Origin of the sequence: Pseudomonas sp. SWRI50 (assembly GCF_014269095.1) — a bacterium.
Lineage (GTDB): Bacteria > Pseudomonadota > Gammaproteobacteria > Pseudomonadales > Pseudomonadaceae > Aquipseudomonas > Aquipseudomonas kermanshahensis.
In genome coordinates this window covers 1-14,017 of sequence record NZ_JABWRW010000014.1, presented here as the reverse complement: position 1 = coordinate 14,017, position 14,017 = coordinate 1, and the positions used below count along the sequence as shown (strand labels likewise).

At 54.9% G+C, this 14,017-nt stretch carries 18 protein-coding genes; 8 read left to right on the top strand and 10 right to left on the bottom strand.

Annotation, left to right across the window (positions count from 1 at the left end; all coding sequences use genetic code 11):
• Positions 1-117: 117 nt before the first annotated feature.
• Positions 118-423 (bottom strand): phosphoglycerate mutase family protein, encoded by a 306-nt coding sequence (locus HU750_RS15820; RefSeq protein WP_186681071.1) that lies wholly within the window; start codon positions 421-423, stop codon positions 118-120.
• An 87-nt stretch (positions 424-510) separates the two neighbouring features.
• On the opposite strand from HU750_RS15820, the gene HU750_RS15815 reads away from it, so the two are divergent.
• Positions 511-720 carry a hypothetical protein gene (locus HU750_RS15815; protein ID WP_186681069.1) on the top strand — a complete coding sequence of 70 codons (210 nt, stop codon included), beginning with the start codon at positions 511-513 and terminating at the stop codon, positions 718-720.
• A gap of 26 nt (positions 721-746) precedes the next feature.
• Here HU750_RS15815 and HU750_RS15810 read toward each other — a convergent pair whose 3' ends face one another.
• Positions 747-1,052 carry a GNAT family N-acetyltransferase gene (locus HU750_RS15810; protein WP_186681067.1) on the bottom strand — a complete coding sequence of 102 codons (306 nt, stop codon included), beginning with the start codon at positions 1,050-1,052 and terminating at the stop codon, positions 747-749.
• Between the two features lie 458 nt (positions 1,053-1,510).
• Between HU750_RS15810 and HU750_RS15805 the strand changes: the two genes are divergently transcribed.
• The 3 genes from HU750_RS15805 to HU750_RS15795 all read left to right on the top strand — a co-directional run bounded on the left by HU750_RS15805 (position 1,511) and on the right by HU750_RS15795 (position 2,821).
• Positions 1,511-1,765, top strand: a complete 255-nt coding sequence (locus HU750_RS15805) for a hypothetical protein (RefSeq protein ID WP_023128610.1) — start codon at positions 1,511-1,513, stop codon at positions 1,763-1,765.
• A 297-nt stretch (positions 1,766-2,062) separates the two neighbouring features.
• Positions 2,063-2,359: a hypothetical protein gene (locus HU750_RS15800; protein WP_186681065.1), complete on the top strand. Its 297-nt coding sequence runs from the start codon at positions 2,063-2,065 to the stop codon at positions 2,357-2,359.
• Between the two features lie 159 nt (positions 2,360-2,518).
• Positions 2,519-2,821 (top strand): nucleotidyltransferase family protein, encoded by a 303-nt coding sequence (locus HU750_RS15795; RefSeq protein WP_186681063.1) that lies wholly within the window; start codon positions 2,519-2,521, stop codon positions 2,819-2,821.
• Here the strand turns inward: HU750_RS15795 and HU750_RS15790 are convergent.
• A complete protein-coding gene (locus HU750_RS15790; RefSeq protein WP_186681061.1) occupies positions 2,811-3,260 on the bottom strand; it encodes a 3'-5' exonuclease family protein in 450 nt (149 codons plus the stop codon). The two genes, HU750_RS15795 and HU750_RS15790, sit on opposite strands and share 11 nt — an antisense overlap.
• 17 nt (positions 3,261-3,277) lie before the next feature.
• Here HU750_RS15790 and HU750_RS15785 point away from each other — a divergent pair, with 17 nt between their 5' ends.
• Genes HU750_RS15785 through HU750_RS15775 form a run of 3 tightly spaced genes read left to right on the top strand, consistent with a single transcriptional unit; the run spans position 3,278 to position 4,278 of the window.
• Positions 3,278-3,643 (top strand): hypothetical protein, encoded by a 366-nt coding sequence (locus tag HU750_RS15785; RefSeq protein WP_186681059.1) that lies wholly within the window; start codon positions 3,278-3,280, stop codon positions 3,641-3,643.
• 27 nt (positions 3,644-3,670) lie between these two features.
• Positions 3,671-4,072 carry a hypothetical protein gene (locus HU750_RS15780; protein WP_186681057.1) on the top strand — a complete coding sequence of 134 codons (402 nt, stop codon included), beginning with the start codon at positions 3,671-3,673 and terminating at the stop codon, positions 4,070-4,072.
• Entirely contained in the window at positions 4,069-4,278 is a 210-nt protein-coding gene (locus HU750_RS15775) for a hypothetical protein (protein WP_346010850.1), read from the top strand. The genes HU750_RS15780 and HU750_RS15775 overlap by 4 nt, the downstream gene beginning before the upstream one ends.
• Positions 4,279-4,546: 268 nt before the next feature.
• Here HU750_RS15775 and HU750_RS15770 read toward each other — a convergent pair whose 3' ends face one another.
• Complete coding sequence (locus HU750_RS15770; protein WP_186681055.1) at positions 4,547-4,681, bottom strand: type II toxin-antitoxin system Phd/YefM family antitoxin; 135 nt, start codon at positions 4,679-4,681, stop codon at positions 4,547-4,549.
• 76 nt (positions 4,682-4,757) lie between these two features.
• A complete protein-coding gene (locus HU750_RS15765) occupies positions 4,758-5,588 on the bottom strand; it encodes a hypothetical protein (protein WP_186681053.1) in 831 nt (276 codons plus the stop codon).
• A gap of 1,106 nt (positions 5,589-6,694) precedes the next feature.
• Here HU750_RS15765 and HU750_RS15760 point away from each other — a divergent pair.
• Complete coding sequence (locus tag HU750_RS15760; protein ID WP_186681051.1) at positions 6,695-9,229, top strand: UvrD-helicase domain-containing protein; 2,535 nt, start codon at positions 6,695-6,697, stop codon at positions 9,227-9,229.
• Positions 9,230-9,365: 136 nt separating this feature from the next.
• Here HU750_RS15760 and HU750_RS15755 read toward each other — a convergent pair whose 3' ends face one another.
• From HU750_RS15755 to HU750_RS15735, 5 genes are all read right to left on the bottom strand, one after another.
• Complete coding sequence (locus tag HU750_RS15755; protein WP_186681049.1) at positions 9,366-9,923, bottom strand: restriction endonuclease; 558 nt, start codon at positions 9,921-9,923, stop codon at positions 9,366-9,368.
• Between the two features lie 95 nt (positions 9,924-10,018).
• Positions 10,019-10,387 (bottom strand): hypothetical protein, encoded by a 369-nt coding sequence (locus HU750_RS15750; protein ID WP_186681047.1) that lies wholly within the window; start codon positions 10,385-10,387, stop codon positions 10,019-10,021.
• A 511-nt stretch (positions 10,388-10,898) separates the two neighbouring features.
• Positions 10,899-11,537, bottom strand: coding sequence for a histidine phosphatase family protein (locus HU750_RS15745; RefSeq protein ID WP_186681045.1), 639 nt, complete (start codon positions 11,535-11,537; stop codon positions 10,899-10,901).
• Positions 11,538-11,611: 74 nt separating this feature from the next.
• Positions 11,612-12,427, bottom strand: coding sequence for an HNH endonuclease signature motif containing protein (locus tag HU750_RS15740; protein WP_186681042.1), 816 nt, complete (start codon positions 12,425-12,427; stop codon positions 11,612-11,614).
• A gap of 280 nt (positions 12,428-12,707) precedes the next feature.
• Positions 12,708-13,718: a metallophosphoesterase gene (locus HU750_RS15735; protein ID WP_186681040.1), complete on the bottom strand. Its 1,011-nt coding sequence runs from the start codon at positions 13,716-13,718 to the stop codon at positions 12,708-12,710.
• Between the last annotated feature and the right edge of the window lie 299 nt (positions 13,719-14,017).

The window sequence follows — 14,017 nt, the reverse complement described above, 5'->3', positions numbered from 1 at the left end:
AGGTTGTGCTGAGTCGGGTGCTGTGATTGCAAGTTTTTAAATTGATTCGGAATTAATAGTTGGTGTGAGTTGTTTGGGTGCAAGTTCGCAGGAGTTTTTGATTTTTTAGTGAAGGCTCTAAATCCTTGGAGCTAGGCCCAGGGGGGCATGGAGTTCCAACGCGCTGATTGAGAGGCGGACTAATTCGTGAACAGGCAAGGTCTCGAAAGCTGCATTTAGATAGATGGCCGTGGTGACCAGTGCGGTCGCTTGGGTGCGTAAGAATGGCGAAGCAATGATTAGGTCAGGAGCGCTCGTGTGGGAATTAGCGACCATCTGGGCTTGCTTCAGGCCTATTGCCAAAAGGATGCTTGCGAGATCCCTTGTGCCCTCGCCAGAGTTGGCGGCGCTCTCACCATGGCGTATCAGCCTGACGTACTTCATGGACTATCCTTCTCTGACTCACGTTGCTTGGATTGCGCAATGCTGGCATGGCATCGAGTGGGATAGCTATGGCGAAAGGAAGAGATCGTGAAAAGAGATCTGAGCAAGGTGCTCATGCCCGACCACCAGCTGTACACCGAGGCTGTGGAGGCGCTGAAGGTCTACCATCAGGCCGAAGCTGATGGGGTCGTGGGGATGGAGTTGGAGCGTCTGAGGTTGATGGCCGAGCATCGCTTTCAAGCCGTCACTGATTATCAGCTTCGAGCCCTGGGTGGGCCGGCAGAGAAAGGCCATTGAGCCGTTGGCTGACCACGTCCTATCTATCAGCTATTCAAGGCTTTCTGCACGTCGTCGACCGTACCGATCCAGTGACGTCCATTGTCGCGTGGGCTGAATCCCAGCCTTTCAGCGAACGCTGATGCGTTGGCATTGGCAGACTCGATGGCCAAGTAGCGATAGCCGAATTGGGGAGCCAACTCCACCAGGCGCTGCACCAGCGCTCGACCATGCCCAACACGTTCCTTCATGAAGCCGATCCGAGCCAGGACGAGGCACTCCCTTGGCCAGTAGTCATTCGGTTTCACAAACATACGGATGTAGATGTCGAACTGCAGGCTCAGGGCCGACACGGTCGCGAAAGTTCGCCATATCGCGGGGCTCTGGTAGAGGACGAAACGGGAAAGTATTGCCAAATGTTACAGCCCGACGAGGCTGCAACCCGCATGTTTGAAGGGCTGTGCATCCATACAGCACGATTTTGGGATCCAACTAACAATTTGCGCACAAGTTATCCACAAGGGGGATACCTTGCATTGCCAAAATGACCCCATTATCTTGTATCTCGTTCCGCCAAAAACCCCACATCTTGTGTTTTTGGCGGGCACGCTGCGGATTCAGAAAGGCAGCGGGTATGCGTGCAAAGTTTGGTCGCCGAGCACGCATAACCGCCTTCCCTGAGCCAATGCGGACATTGGTGGGACGCGCATTAGAGAAAAACCGAGTCTGGCTGTCAACCATCCAGCCCGGTTTTCCGCTCAAGGGTTGCTCCTGCCTATTTGATCCAATATCGATACAGGAGCACTTCATCGTGCCGAAAAATACGAAGCAAACCTCCTCCACTGTAGCCACCCTGGCTTCCGAAGTCCTTCGCAGCGGTAGTTCGTCTGCGATCCAGAAGGAGCTGGCCGGCTCGGCTATGTCGCAGGCATCCACTGGTAAGCAAACCAGTGCCGAAATGGAGACCAAAGCCAGTCGGGTTCTGGAAAGCGACAAGTACAACGCCACCACCAAAGCCCTTGCGGGGTCGGTGCTTTCTCAGTCGAACAAAGAGCGAGGCAACTGACATGGCCCAGTATTTCGTGAACCGGAACAAGCAGGCCAATGGTGACCATGAAGTGCACACCAGTGTCTGCACTTATCTGCCAGCGCCTCACAACCGTCTTGACCTGGGCTACCACATTACGTGTGCCACCGCTGTGCGCCAGGCTCGGAATGTCTATCCCCAATCCAACGGCTGCAAATACTGCTCTACCTTGTGCCATACGCAGTAGTCCTGGCCTAGCTGAAGACCAAACCAGGTGCTGCCCGCTTCATGGTGGGCCCACCTTACGGCAGTCGAGCTCACCGGGGAGAAAAATCCATGAGCTATCTCGTGTATTGCACGTTCGATCTGAAGAATGCGTCATCGAAGGACTACGAAAAAGCTTACGAAGAGTTGAAGGGGATAGGGCTCGCCAAGGTGGTCAAGGCGGATGCCGGCCATAACGTGGTGATTCCAACCACTTCGACGATGGGCTTCTTTGACGGATCGGGAGCGGGCGCAGTCCGCGATTCTGTGCGCAACTCTGTAAAGAAGGCCTTTGCCAATCGGGGGCTCACCTCCGAGATTTTCATTGTCGTGGGCGGTAACTGGGCCTGGGGTGGGGCCACTACTTAACGGTTCATGGCCCTACGGATGGGGCCCTACCAAAGCAGGCTTGGACACCTCGCATCGCTATACCGAGTCTAATGAGGCGCTTGAGCTCCGGAAAGGCGGGCACCAAAATGCTGATTCACCGGGGGCATCGATGAGCGCCTGTGGCTCAAGGAGAAAGGCATGAGGCCCACTGACGCGATACGAGGAAAGGAAGGGGACATCCGACGCCTGATCGAGACCTATGGCTTCACTGAGCCCAAACTCTTCGGCTCTGTCGCTCGAGGCGATGATCACGAAGGGAGCGACCTTGATCTGCTCGCCACCATCCCTCCAGCAATGGCCGGCAAGATTTCCTTGTTCGACATCGCCGAGCTCGAGGATGAGCTCCAGGCCATGGTGGGGGTGCCAGTCGACTTCCACGTCTGCAACAACATGCCCGAGCACCTCAGGCAATCCATTGAGCGTGAGATGGTTACGCTGTAGCTGTGAACATGCTTGCTATGATCCTGGCGTCCAACAGGGCATGGTGAGGCAGTTCTTCACCATCATTCGTCGCGACCAGGGTCGTAGCATCAGTGGGGAAATTCCTCACGTTCTGGGGCCATTTCCCATCGTCATAGGCGAGCTCGCAAAACAGCTCCCAGTCGTAGGCAGGTGCGTCAGTGACAATCTCGAGCTCTTCATCGTAGGTTGCCAGGAACCGCAGGAGTGCCGACCTGGCTTCGATGATTGGCATTGCGTTCTCACCGCCCCAGAGCTGTGGCAGCACGATCTCCTTCACGAAATCACTGCAGTCCTCTTCTCGCCACGCGTCGATCACTTCCACGTAGAATTCCCGGCGATCCTGGCCAACCAGAGCCAGGGAGATCAGCTTTGCCTGCGCGGTGAGCTGAGTGAACTCACAATCGAGAAAGAGCCTCATCTGTTGGAACCTCTGCAATGACTAGGGCCCGCCTTGAGTTGTCCCAGGAAGGCTGTCTGTGGGAAATCGCCTTGGCGTATTTCGTCCCCGAAAAGCTGTTGGAAACGATTGTAGATCTGTGGGACGGTGCGAGCGCTCCCGCAAGGCCGACCGTCGAGCACCTGTCGACCGACACGCTACCCGCAGATGTCGTGAATATACTGAAAATTGCCCAGGTGCGAGTCGGGGCCATCGTTCCAGGTCGCGTGCCTGTACCAGGTGTTGTCACGTTGTACGCCCGACATGCCAATGACCTCGCCGATGGGATCCTGGCAAGACTGCCGATAGGCGAGCTCACCCGCACCTTGCGGGGTTCGCAGTTAGAAGTCGAACTTGGCCTGTGACGTCCGCCTGCGGCAGGGAGAAGTGATGTGACGATTGATCATCGACTGCGGAGCCTGGAGATTGCGAGGCGCAGAGCGCTGTGGGCACTGGCCAATCTACAGCCTGGAGACGCTCGCGCTGAAAAGGTGCTGGCTGAACTCGACGAGGTTAACCAGGGCCTGCAGAACATCGCTAGTGGTGACCATCTCTCCGCCCAGGAGCTCGTCGACGTCGTCATCACCAAGCTCCACAACGGCGTCCAGCTGATCACTGAGGACAGTATCCCTGAGCCGTGGCTGCAGCGCTTCCGAGCGGCGAGTGTCGGGTCTACCCGCCTGGCAGAGGGGCCCTATCTGCGCGACTTCGAGAAGTTTGTGACGGTGTGGCACCAAGAGCTCGACCACTTGAAGGCCCATCGGGCCCACAGATCCAGTACGAGGTCGCAGTGAAAAGAACGATCCTGGGTATGGCAGAAGCCGGCGAGCCGCTACTGCAGCAGGCTCTCCAAGCCATCCGGGCCCACCAGAAAGCGGTGGAGGAGGGGCGACCAGCAGGGGAGATCGAAAGGCTCCGCCTCGAGGCTGAACACCTTTATCAAACCGTCATCGACTACCAGTTGCACAAGGATGGCACGCTTGGGCAGTCAGTCCATTAGTGGATCGCAGTGGTCTTTGTGTTTGTTGGTAAATTTGCAAGCGGAGCGCGCCGGCCCGAAGGGCCAGAGGCGAGAGGATGGAAGCCAGTAGGGCCAAAACCGGGTGGAGCCAGGGTTTGGTGCTCGACAGCTGTCCCCGGAGGGGCGAGCCAGCAAGTTTGCGGATTCAGGAAATTCCTGGAGTCCTCGACACGCCTGGATTACAGCGAGGATGTCTCCTCCTTTTTTTTGGATTTATTTGCGGATTCTTCCGCATACCGTGCGCATGTCACGGCGCTTCAGGCGGCACAAGCTTGCAGGCCGGCTTAACGTTTTTGGTGATCACGAATGAGTGCCCCTGCTGCAGGAGCTTCATGATTCTCCAGAAACGCCGGCTTGCCTGCGTTGCGCTGATCACCTGCATGCTGAAGCCTCCCGGCGAAGAAGGTATGGACGGAGTTGGAGGTGGCCAGCGTCCGCAGCCAGCCACCCCAGTTCACTCACATGTCAGGATGGATGTCGTCGAAGAAGTTGACGCCCAGCTCGAACTCCAAGGTACCGAACCGGGCCAGCAGGTCGGCCCGCAGGGCTCCCTCGGCATACGGTTCAACGTCCACCCAATAGCTGTAGATCATCCCGTCATCCGAGGTGTTCGCGGTTACCTCCGCGTCTGCCAGAAGCTCTGCATCCTCCAGGGATATCCGGAGCTCACTCGCCAGCGCTTGCGCCATGCTACTCCGGGGACGAGTCTCCTCGGCTTCAGCGGCCTGCTGCTGCGCCATGTACTCCCATTCATCCCTGCGATCACGGTCTGCATCCGTTTCGCTGCCGGTGATGGAAACACCGTCCTCCCCAAGCGACCACTTGCCATCCCGCCGAATCAGATCAATCTCCGCCTGGAGGAAGAAAGCCGTGCCGTAGTAGACCCGATCAGGATCCTGCTTACCTTTCCAGGTGATTGACATGTCCAACCTAAGCACACCAGTCGCATCGTCATAGGCGGCTGACTCCACCTCGTATTCGTCGATAGCGAATTCGCTGGCGTTGGTCTCGGCCATGGGGCCGGAAAGCAGATCCTCCAGCTCTTGATCCAGCTCGGAGAACACATCGTCCTCGTCAATCGCGTCCTTGAAATCACGCACGCCAAAGGCGGCGAGCATCAGCCGAGGATCCATGGGGTTTCGCCGGGCGACGACAACGAGCTCGTGGTACTCCTCGAACCCTGCCTGACGCGCAAGCGCTTCTTGGGCAGCAGAAAGCTTCATGTCGTGTTCACGAGCATGCTGCTTGGCTTGCGATTTGATGATGCTGAGAGAGGAAAAATCGGACATAGCAAAGTCTCCAAAACCATTCGACGCTTTGGTTACCGATTGCCTGTTCACCGGGCAGCGTCTGGTTAGGGACATGCCGATGTAAAACGAAAAGGTGTATCTACGATGGGCTATTGCTTCGCGAAACAGGCGCCAGGCGACCATCACCGCCTGGCCTGATCATAAGTCAGCCAAAATGACTCCGCAACAGGCTGCGGAAAGGGCATCGCCAGGTTGGTTTGACGGGAGGGAGGATGCTCGAGTATCAGAAACGACCGCAAGCGGAGTGCGCCGGCCCACGATGGGCTAGAGGCGAGAAGATGGAAGCCCGTTAGGGCCGGAACCTGGCGAAGCCAAGGTGCGGTTCACGACAGCTGTCCCTGCAGGGGGGAGCGCTAAGCGTTGCACCTTGGCTCAGAGGCAGAGCGCTATTACCGCATGCCCTAAGGCTATACGGACGATCAATCCGCGACGGCGAGCTCTGCCTGCATGCAATTCGACTCATGACCGCTCCTGGCTCTACGGGGCAAGCGATGCACTTGGTGGCCCATCTTTGGGATCACTCGAAGGCCGGGCAAGCCATCTTCCTGCAGCAGATCTGCGATTTCTAACTGCAGCTTGGAGATCAGCTCAGAAGGGGGGCTTACCAGTATCTTCGCTGAGTGTCAGGGTGAGGAGGGTAAGCGGGCTGAGCTCCAGCCGCCGACTGACCTGATCGAGCTTGTCCAGGGTGATGCTCGACTTGCCCAGCTCTAGCTATTGCTGCGCAGAGCATGAAGCACGCTGGCGAAGAAGGCTTTGAGCGTCATGCTGCAGTCCTGAGAGTAGTCTGTCTCGATAGGAGGCTATCCATTCAGCTAACAGCCTACCATGAGCGGCAAAAGAGCTGAACGTCGGTGTCTACTAGCTAGCATCTGTGTCTCCGGGGGGGCTAGCTAGAGCCTTATTCCTGCCAGAAGCGTATGGCACCGTGCTACCTTCCCCCTCAATGTGCTTTATCCCCAGCGGTCTCACGGCTGAGCAGAGATGAACCTCAAGGTCGTCATGTAGTACCACTGGTGAATGAATTCAGAGCAGCGGGCGATGACTCGCCTGGGTGATAGGAAATCGTAGAAGGCTGGAAACACGTGAGTTCTCTAAACGAGCCAGGTTACAAAGCATCCCTTCATGACAAGGCGAAACACGACCAATCGCATGAGCAATTGGCACCGGACGATGGAACATGGCAACAAAAGGTTCACGCTTTCGCGCAGTGGTTGCTGAAGAGGATCAATGCCCATGATGCCGCCTCCTGGACTGCCGGCAGCGCATCTGGATACAAAGCAGGTCATCAAGTAGGTAAGGAGCTTGGTCACCTAGAAGGCCGCGAGGAAGGCCTGCGAGAAGGGTTCGACAGCGGCCACGAAGCGGGCCTTGAAGAGGGTAAACTCGTACTGGAGCTGAATCCTGGTACGCGGCCTACAGATGTCGCACCTGGCGTGGACATCCATCTCTTTGAGAATTTCAATTTCCCTATTTCTCGAGAGCTCGAGCAACGGATACGTGACGACATCCGGGCAAAGCTACCGGACTACCAACAGCCGACAGAGCCCCAGTGGGAAATGATCCTCTCTCAGCATCCATCGACCTACATTGTGGCCGGCGCCGGCAGTGGCAAGTCCACCACAATGGTGCTCAGGTTGCTTGTGCTTCGGTACTACCTGAATGTGCCTGAGGATTTGATCACAGTTGTCACCTTCACCCGTGACTCTCGCTTTGATTTCATCAATAAGGTCATCAAGGTTTTCAATCTGTGGGGAATTCCCATGGACGAAAAAAAGGGCAAGACGTTTATTCGAACTTTCCACTCCCGCATTCTCGATTTCTTTGCGTGGTCGCCGAGTCTCCAGGGTTCCAAGGCCTTTGAATTCCTCAGCAAAGACGCTACCGCTGAGGACGAGGAGCCTGAGAACGTACTGGATGTTCGGCTGAACGTTAGGCAGCTAGATCTAATGAATCGCTGCTATCAGCGGTTGTTCGAGAACAACGAAAAATTCCGCAACCTGATCATTGAGTTGGTGAAGTATTCCACCTACATCGGGGAACCCCTCAACCCTGAGGATCCTGAGCACGCCAAACGTATCGCAGTGATAAAGAAATGCTCTCGACGTGATCGTGAAACCTGCGAAGCCGTTGAGGCACTTTGGCACAAGGCTGGGCACTGGCCAATGCCTGGCGTGACGACTGATCTCGTGCCGATCAAGTTGAAGGGTGAAACCTTCTACGCGAATGGTTACGCAGAAGACTTACGGGCCTTAGTGGTGCTGGGTGTCGACCGGAGTGAGCCGGACACCGTGACGGTGGAGGATGGTAAAACCAAGCTATCGCTCGCCATGAACATGAGGCGGCTGTTCTTTAGGCTGTTCTACTCGCAGCGGGTCTTGTACTTCACAAATTACGAGGAGGCCATGTGCTCGCTGGAAACCCTCAGGGGACAGGTCTCTGAGGTTCCAAAATTTGGCTACCAAACTGATGGAGATATCAAACCTGCCCCCATCATGCAGGCTTTCCACAGTGCAGCATCGTTCATTGAAAACCTTGGGCTCGATGTAGCTGAGGCCATCAAAGGGATGAGCTTCACGAAGAGGGATATGGACGGGAAGTTCTTCGAGGCTCTGGGGCTGTTCTGGCCTGCTTTCGAGGACTTCTTGGCCGATCAAAGCCCAAGAATCTTCACCTTCAATAAAATGTTCGCCATGTACAGCGAACACGCTGAAGAAAACCTCAGCAAGCTCCCCGAAAGCGTTTTGAAATCCCAGATGGTCACGCTTGTTGACGAGTTCCAGGATTGCGGGGCTAACACAATCAGCTGGCTACGGGGCGTGCTGACAGAGCTACGATTGCGACGAGTGGAGTACCGGTCGTCCCAAGGCCCGATTTACCCATCGCTCATGGCCGTGGGGGATGACTGGCAGAGCATCTACGGATGGCGAGGAAGCTCACCTAAGTTCTTCCAGCAGTTCGAGAGCTATTTCCCATCACCCTCGTCTCTACGAATCCTGATGCAGCAAAACTTCAGGTCACAGCAAATGGTGATCGATGCCGCCGAAAGCATTGTGAAACACACGCGCTCCATAGGTGACAAACACGGCCTGGCCGGGCACCCAGACATGATCGGCTTGAACATCCCTGTGCAGCTGTGGCGGCGAGATGATCAGCGCCTGGTGGATCTTGTCAACGCACACTATGAGGCCGGGGAAGAGGTCATGGTGTTGTCGCGATCCAGGAGCACCCTGGATGAAGTATCGAAGAAGCTAAGGGGCACGCTGCAGCGGGCGAAGTGGGAGAAAAAGCCCGACCATATCCGATTGATGACGTATCACGGTTCGAAGGGTCTTGAAGCAGATGCTGTGTTCCTTGTAGGTGACTGCGAGCAGCTGTCGTCATCGAACTGGCGAAACCAGGCTTACGCCTTGGCAGGTTTGGTCATGAACGGCGAGGCCAGGGCCTATGATTTTGCCCAGGGCGAAGAGGTAATGCGGCTAGCCTATGTGGCTATCACTCGGGCCAAGGTCAACTGCTACTGGTTCCTCGATCCACCTAAGCCAGCTAGCAAAGGTTTCCCAAGGGCTTCCGCGAAAATTGATAAAGACCAAGCATTCTTTAGCGATCACAGACGGTAGGAGTCGACGCCTGAGCTATGCGCAAGCTCTAGCCGGAGGATGGCCCAAGTCTGTCATCCACAGCAGGAGAGCCTCTACTTCCCGTATGGAGGCCGGTGCCCCGAGTTTATCGGGGCAACGGCTCGCCACCTTGCTGTTAAGCCGAATTTCCCAGCATTTCAGCCAGCTCGTTGTTGCCCCTTCCGAGCGAGCTCATCGAAATGTTCCCTGCGTCATTTTCGCAGACGTGGTAGAGCGCGAATTGCGGAAGGTTTGGCCGGCCTGCCGATTTCGGTACAGGGAAAGCAGAGCGAGTTTGGTACATGGCTTCGCCGTCGATAATCGAAACCAACGCAATCCCGTGTGCTTTGGCGTACTTGATCGCTCCGGACTGAAAACCTGATGTCGCGAAAAGCATTCCTTTCTGAGCACCAATAGATCTAACCTTGTCGTGCAGTACCTGAACTAGCTCGCGCTCGATGGCTCCCCGGTACTTTTTGCATTCAATAAGCACTGTGAACTCTGCGCCGGCGAATGCTCTAAATTTTGCCAAGACGTCAATTTGATATGTCGAGTCGTAAGCCTCGACTTTGGCATTATGAGTCACTTCAAGCGAGCTTAGCTCACCGCCCTGGCTGAGGAGCCAGCGTTTGACCAAGTGTTCAAATTCGGTCGGAGTGACCTCAATGTTACCGTTCGCCATGGGGGGGAACATATGTTGTCCTTAAACTGAAAATTACCCATCCAGCTGGCTGCTGGTCGGGTGTCCCTGACCGGATGCTCCGGTAGTTAGGCGGATAATCGACGGGCTTATTTGGCCTCTCGGTCACGCTCAGATTCGGCACGCAATCGCTCGCCGCGCTTTATCTCTTCTCTCGTCAACGTCATGCCCCGGGTTGGGCCAAAATACTTAATGTCAGGCCGAGATTTATAGGCAAAGTAACCCCAGGTTAAGCTGGTCAGCATAGTAATTGCGCCAAAACCACCAGCAGTGACTTTGATGCTTTGAGACTCGAGCCAGATGACTTGGTCACCGGTAACTCCTACGAACAGCATCACTATGCCGGCAATCAAGGTGATCATCCCGCTTGCCACCATAAAGTAACAGATCAGGGCCCGTTGCTTCAGGTGCATCAGGAAGAAGTTGACCTCTGCCAATGCCACGCTTTCTCTTTCCATTACGAGTTCCGAGTCCAAAATCTGATCTTCTCAACAATGAGGCTCTGCATCAATAAGCGAAGGTATGGAGAAGGGATGGCAATGCATACCCCTATGCGACCTGCGATCAATCCACTTCTGGACACATCGCACATCCTCGGGTTTTGCACGTTCCTTCAGCTCTCAGCCGAAGCGTGAAAACCATGCAAACCCCTCCTCAGAGCCCTCTTTTCAAGGGGACATCATTGGCCACATCCATGCCGCTCACTGAGTAGGCGGGAAATACCGACCTTCTGACGAAGGCGTGTTAACTGAAATCAAGATGATGAGGAGTAGGGCAATGCAAGGACGGAAATCGGTAGGGCAATGGTTGGCAGAGCAGCCGCACGTGCCTTGTTCAGAGAGTTCGTCAGGGCGGTCATCCAGCGAGTGATGACGACCTGGTGGGGAGAGTAGCGCACCATTCAATCCGGGGCCCGCTCAGGCAGGGGCCCCGGTGGTAAATCAAGTCGAGCAAGGTCGAGTGCTGTCACTAGAGGGGGGCTAGGCGTGTTCTGTGCCCCAGCACCCATGAAATGTCGCCGGCCATCTTGGATAGTGAAAACCCACCGCCATTATGAATGTGATTCTCAATCTCGTAAGTACGCCAATCCAGCATCGCCTGGCCATCCAGAACTCGAGGTTTCTTCTCCAGCAGCCACGCGACTGCGTTCAAATATTGGCCATGAGAAAACACCGCGATTTCACTGGCCGGATGCTCCTCAAGCCGATCCAAGAAAGCTTGGGCACGAGCGACAAAATCAAGGAATGACTCCGCTCCGGCGCCGTCGCAATAGGCGGGATCGGACTTCAGCCAGTATGTGTCGACCCAGTTCTTTCTCTGGGCTACCGTCGTATCAATACAGCGCTCAGGTGCAAGGTACGTGAACTCCTGGATTGGCCACGTCTCAACTACTGTCGCGGGGAAGGCTGCTACAGTGGCCTGGGCGGTGGTCTGTGCTCGCGCGAAAGGTGAAGCAATGATCACGTCGGGGGCCACGGGAAATGATCTGGCGACAACGCGTGCTTGTTCCAAGCCAAGCGGGGTGAGAGGAATGCTTGCATGATCTCGACTGGCTTGGCCTGCGTTTGCTGCGCTCTCTCCGTGTCGAATTAGCCTGGCTCGCTGCATCGGTAGTTAGCCTCTTTTGCCAGTAAATTGATATGCACTAATCAGCGAGCCTCAGTTGAGAAAAATCTTAAAGCTCACCGCGATCGGAGACCGATCTCTGTGTAGTTAAAGCGTAAATGGTCAAGTAGTGAAAGGTAGTGCTTAATGAACTGGTTTCTTTTTGCTTTAATTTTGTCGCATATTTCAAATGATTTTTCGTGGCCGTAAAGTTCTCCTTTGTTTAGGGGGATTATTGTTTTGTGGCCTCGTCTAACTTGTTCCTTGTAGATTGGTATGAAATATTTCTTGCTTGTTTCAATGTTTGATTTTAGGATTTTGATTAAGCTAAAATATGAGCTTTCAAAGTCGTGGAATTTCGATTCTAATTCCCCATCAAAGAATGGTCTTGCATCTGGTGCGACTACGCAAAATTCGTCTAAAATTGATCCGACTTCGAGAAGATTGGAATCGAAGCTGTCGGGTAGGTCTTCGCACTGGCCACGTATTTGGGTGAATGCTAGAACCTCCATCAGCATGCGTAGGCAATTAACGTCATGAAGACGGCGGTTGTCTGGAGCAAGGTTATTCTCAACCCACTGCTCAAGTTCCCTCTTTTTGCGGCGTAACCAATCACTGGAGAACTTATCAGGATTGTCGTCTACTGCCTTGTGGTGGGTTGGGCAAAGCAGTATTAAATTCTCGTAATCATCAATGTTTCCGCTATACCCATCCTCCCCGCGAGGCCCCTTTTTCTTTTTGGCAATTACATGTGCGGCTTCGGAGAGGTTTCTATTGCTAAGTTCTATCTCGCATACTTTTTCTTTGAATACGCTCGCAAAGCCTTTGCACATTGCACAGCGTCCTGCAGCCTTGCCATAAAGTTCTTTAAAAGCCTTTGGCTTTACTGCCATATTGAGCTCCTTTCAAGTGGGTTATAGCTCTGATCTTAATGGTACACCTCGGGCCGCGCTGCAGTGAGGTAGGCCCAATCCAAATGTGTATAGTACCCCTAAATATCCCTCCAGCGCTTTTAGCAGCTACCTGAGCATCTCGTCAACGAGCCAAGCGTGCCCGCAACTCGATGCTGAACTGAGTACGATGCGAGGCATATAGATGCAAAAGAATGTCGGAATGGAGGAAAAGCATCAGCCTTCGAAAGTCGTCTGAGGGTCGACATTAGCGGTTGCCAACTCAATCACTACCGCTACGGAACAGTCGGTTGAGTAAATCACCTGTTGGAGCGCCTGCATACCGCGCCTGCAGTTCAGTTAGCTTGGATGCTCGTCGTTCCCCAGACAGAAGACTCAACCCGTGCAACGCATTCATGAACTGCTGCATCCCTGCGATTTCGTCGGCCAGATTGAGCCAGGTAGAGGTGATCTGCTGAGCGCGGGCCTCAGCCTCGCGACTCGCGATCTGAGCCTCAATGAGCTTGTTGGCGTGCGCCAGAGTTTTCAGTGAGATGATCGACTGCTCAAGCTCTTCCAGTTGCTCACCGAGACGCTCTGCATGGTCGAGCCCCGAGGCTTTACCATCCACGTAAACGACGTCGTCCTGCAGCGAATAGATAGCCAGAGGGCCATCCCCGCCGCCAGTGACATCTAAGGCAAGGACATTCCCGAGGCGCAGAGAATGCGGAATCCAGGTGTGCCCGACACAGACACGCCAGGCACCTGGAACACCGCCGCGATGATGCTTCTTGATCCTCTCGCGCCCCCACAACGCGACATCTTGAATCTGTGGGTTATCGAGGCTCTGGGTGAATTCATTCCAGGCCAGCCCCACGGGCACATCAGCGTGCACTACACCGACCACGCCCTGAGCAGTCTCCACCTCAATAGCCAGCGGCAAGCTATCCAGCTTGTCGATAACCATGGGCTTGGACTCGTCATCAATCGTGAGCCACCACCGGGCGCCATGAGCGGAGTAGGGTAGGTGTGGGTTAGCTCGATAGGCGTCGATGAGCATCTGCTCATGGTTGCCCTTCACTGTGAAAAACCATGGTTCGCCCAAAAGCTTCAACCCATCGTGCATGCCTGGGCCTCGGTCGATGAGGTCTCCCACAGCAATCAGCCTGTCGACAGACTTATCAAAACCGAGAGCTTGCAGGGCCTTGTGAAGCTCCCGGGTTTTGAAGTGGATGTCACCCACGACAAAGTCGCGGCCAGCCCGATTTTGAGGGAGTTTTAGCAGATGAGGCATACGCTACAGACGCTCCTGAATCGGTCTCAAAGATGCGGATATTTTACCTTCTCGTGCCTATCTTGCGGTCTTGAATGTGGGCTTTGTAGGGGGCAATCCCGCACATCGTTATCTATCGGCGACTCGCGTTGCAGTCGCGAGCTTCGCGGATATTCCGAGGCGCTAGTAGCCTTGTTATACCTAGCCTATGAATCGCCCCTGGTTTCGTAGACACCTCCAAGCCTCATAATGAGGCCCAAATAGGAGGTGCCATGAGTCGTCAGCGTTACCCCGAAGAATTCAAGATCGAAGCGGTCAAG

What these genes read in the sequence shown, in the direction of transcription:
- HU750_RS15740 (WP_186681042.1), bottom strand. Translation starts at nt 12,427, where the DNA reads ATGGCAGTAAAGCCAAAGGCTTTTAAAGAACTTTATGGCAAGGCTGCA.
- HU750_RS15750 (WP_186681047.1), bottom strand. Translation starts at nt 10,387, where the DNA reads ATGGAAAGAGAAAGCGTGGCATTGGCAGAGGTCAACTTCTTCCTGATG.
- HU750_RS15785 (WP_186681059.1), top strand. Translation starts at nt 3,278, where the DNA reads ATGACTAGGGCCCGCCTTGAGTTGTCCCAGGAAGGCTGTCTGTGGGAA.
- HU750_RS15800 (WP_186681065.1), top strand. Translation starts at nt 2,063, where the DNA reads ATGAGCTATCTCGTGTATTGCACGTTCGATCTGAAGAATGCGTCATCG.
- HU750_RS15755 (WP_186681049.1), bottom strand. Translation starts at nt 9,923, where the DNA reads ATGTTCCCCCCCATGGCGAACGGTAACATTGAGGTCACTCCGACCGAA.
- HU750_RS15735 (WP_186681040.1), bottom strand. Translation starts at nt 13,718, where the DNA reads ATGCCTCATCTGCTAAAACTCCCTCAAAATCGGGCTGGCCGCGACTTT.
- HU750_RS15765 (WP_186681053.1), bottom strand. Translation starts at nt 5,588, where the DNA reads ATGTCCGATTTTTCCTCTCTCAGCATCATCAAATCGCAAGCCAAGCAG.
- HU750_RS15745 (WP_186681045.1), bottom strand. Translation starts at nt 11,537, where the DNA reads ATGCAGCGAGCCAGGCTAATTCGACACGGAGAGAGCGCAGCAAACGCA.
- HU750_RS15795 (WP_186681063.1), top strand. Translation starts at nt 2,519, where the DNA reads ATGAGGCCCACTGACGCGATACGAGGAAAGGAAGGGGACATCCGACGC.
- HU750_RS15820 (WP_186681071.1), bottom strand. Translation starts at nt 423, where the DNA reads ATGAAGTACGTCAGGCTGATACGCCATGGTGAGAGCGCCGCCAACTCT.
- HU750_RS15790 (WP_186681061.1), bottom strand. Translation starts at nt 3,260, where the DNA reads ATGAGGCTCTTTCTCGATTGTGAGTTCACTCAGCTCACCGCGCAGGCA.
- HU750_RS15770 (WP_186681055.1), bottom strand. Translation starts at nt 4,681, where the DNA reads ATGCAGGTGATCAGCGCAACGCAGGCAAGCCGGCGTTTCTGGAGAATC.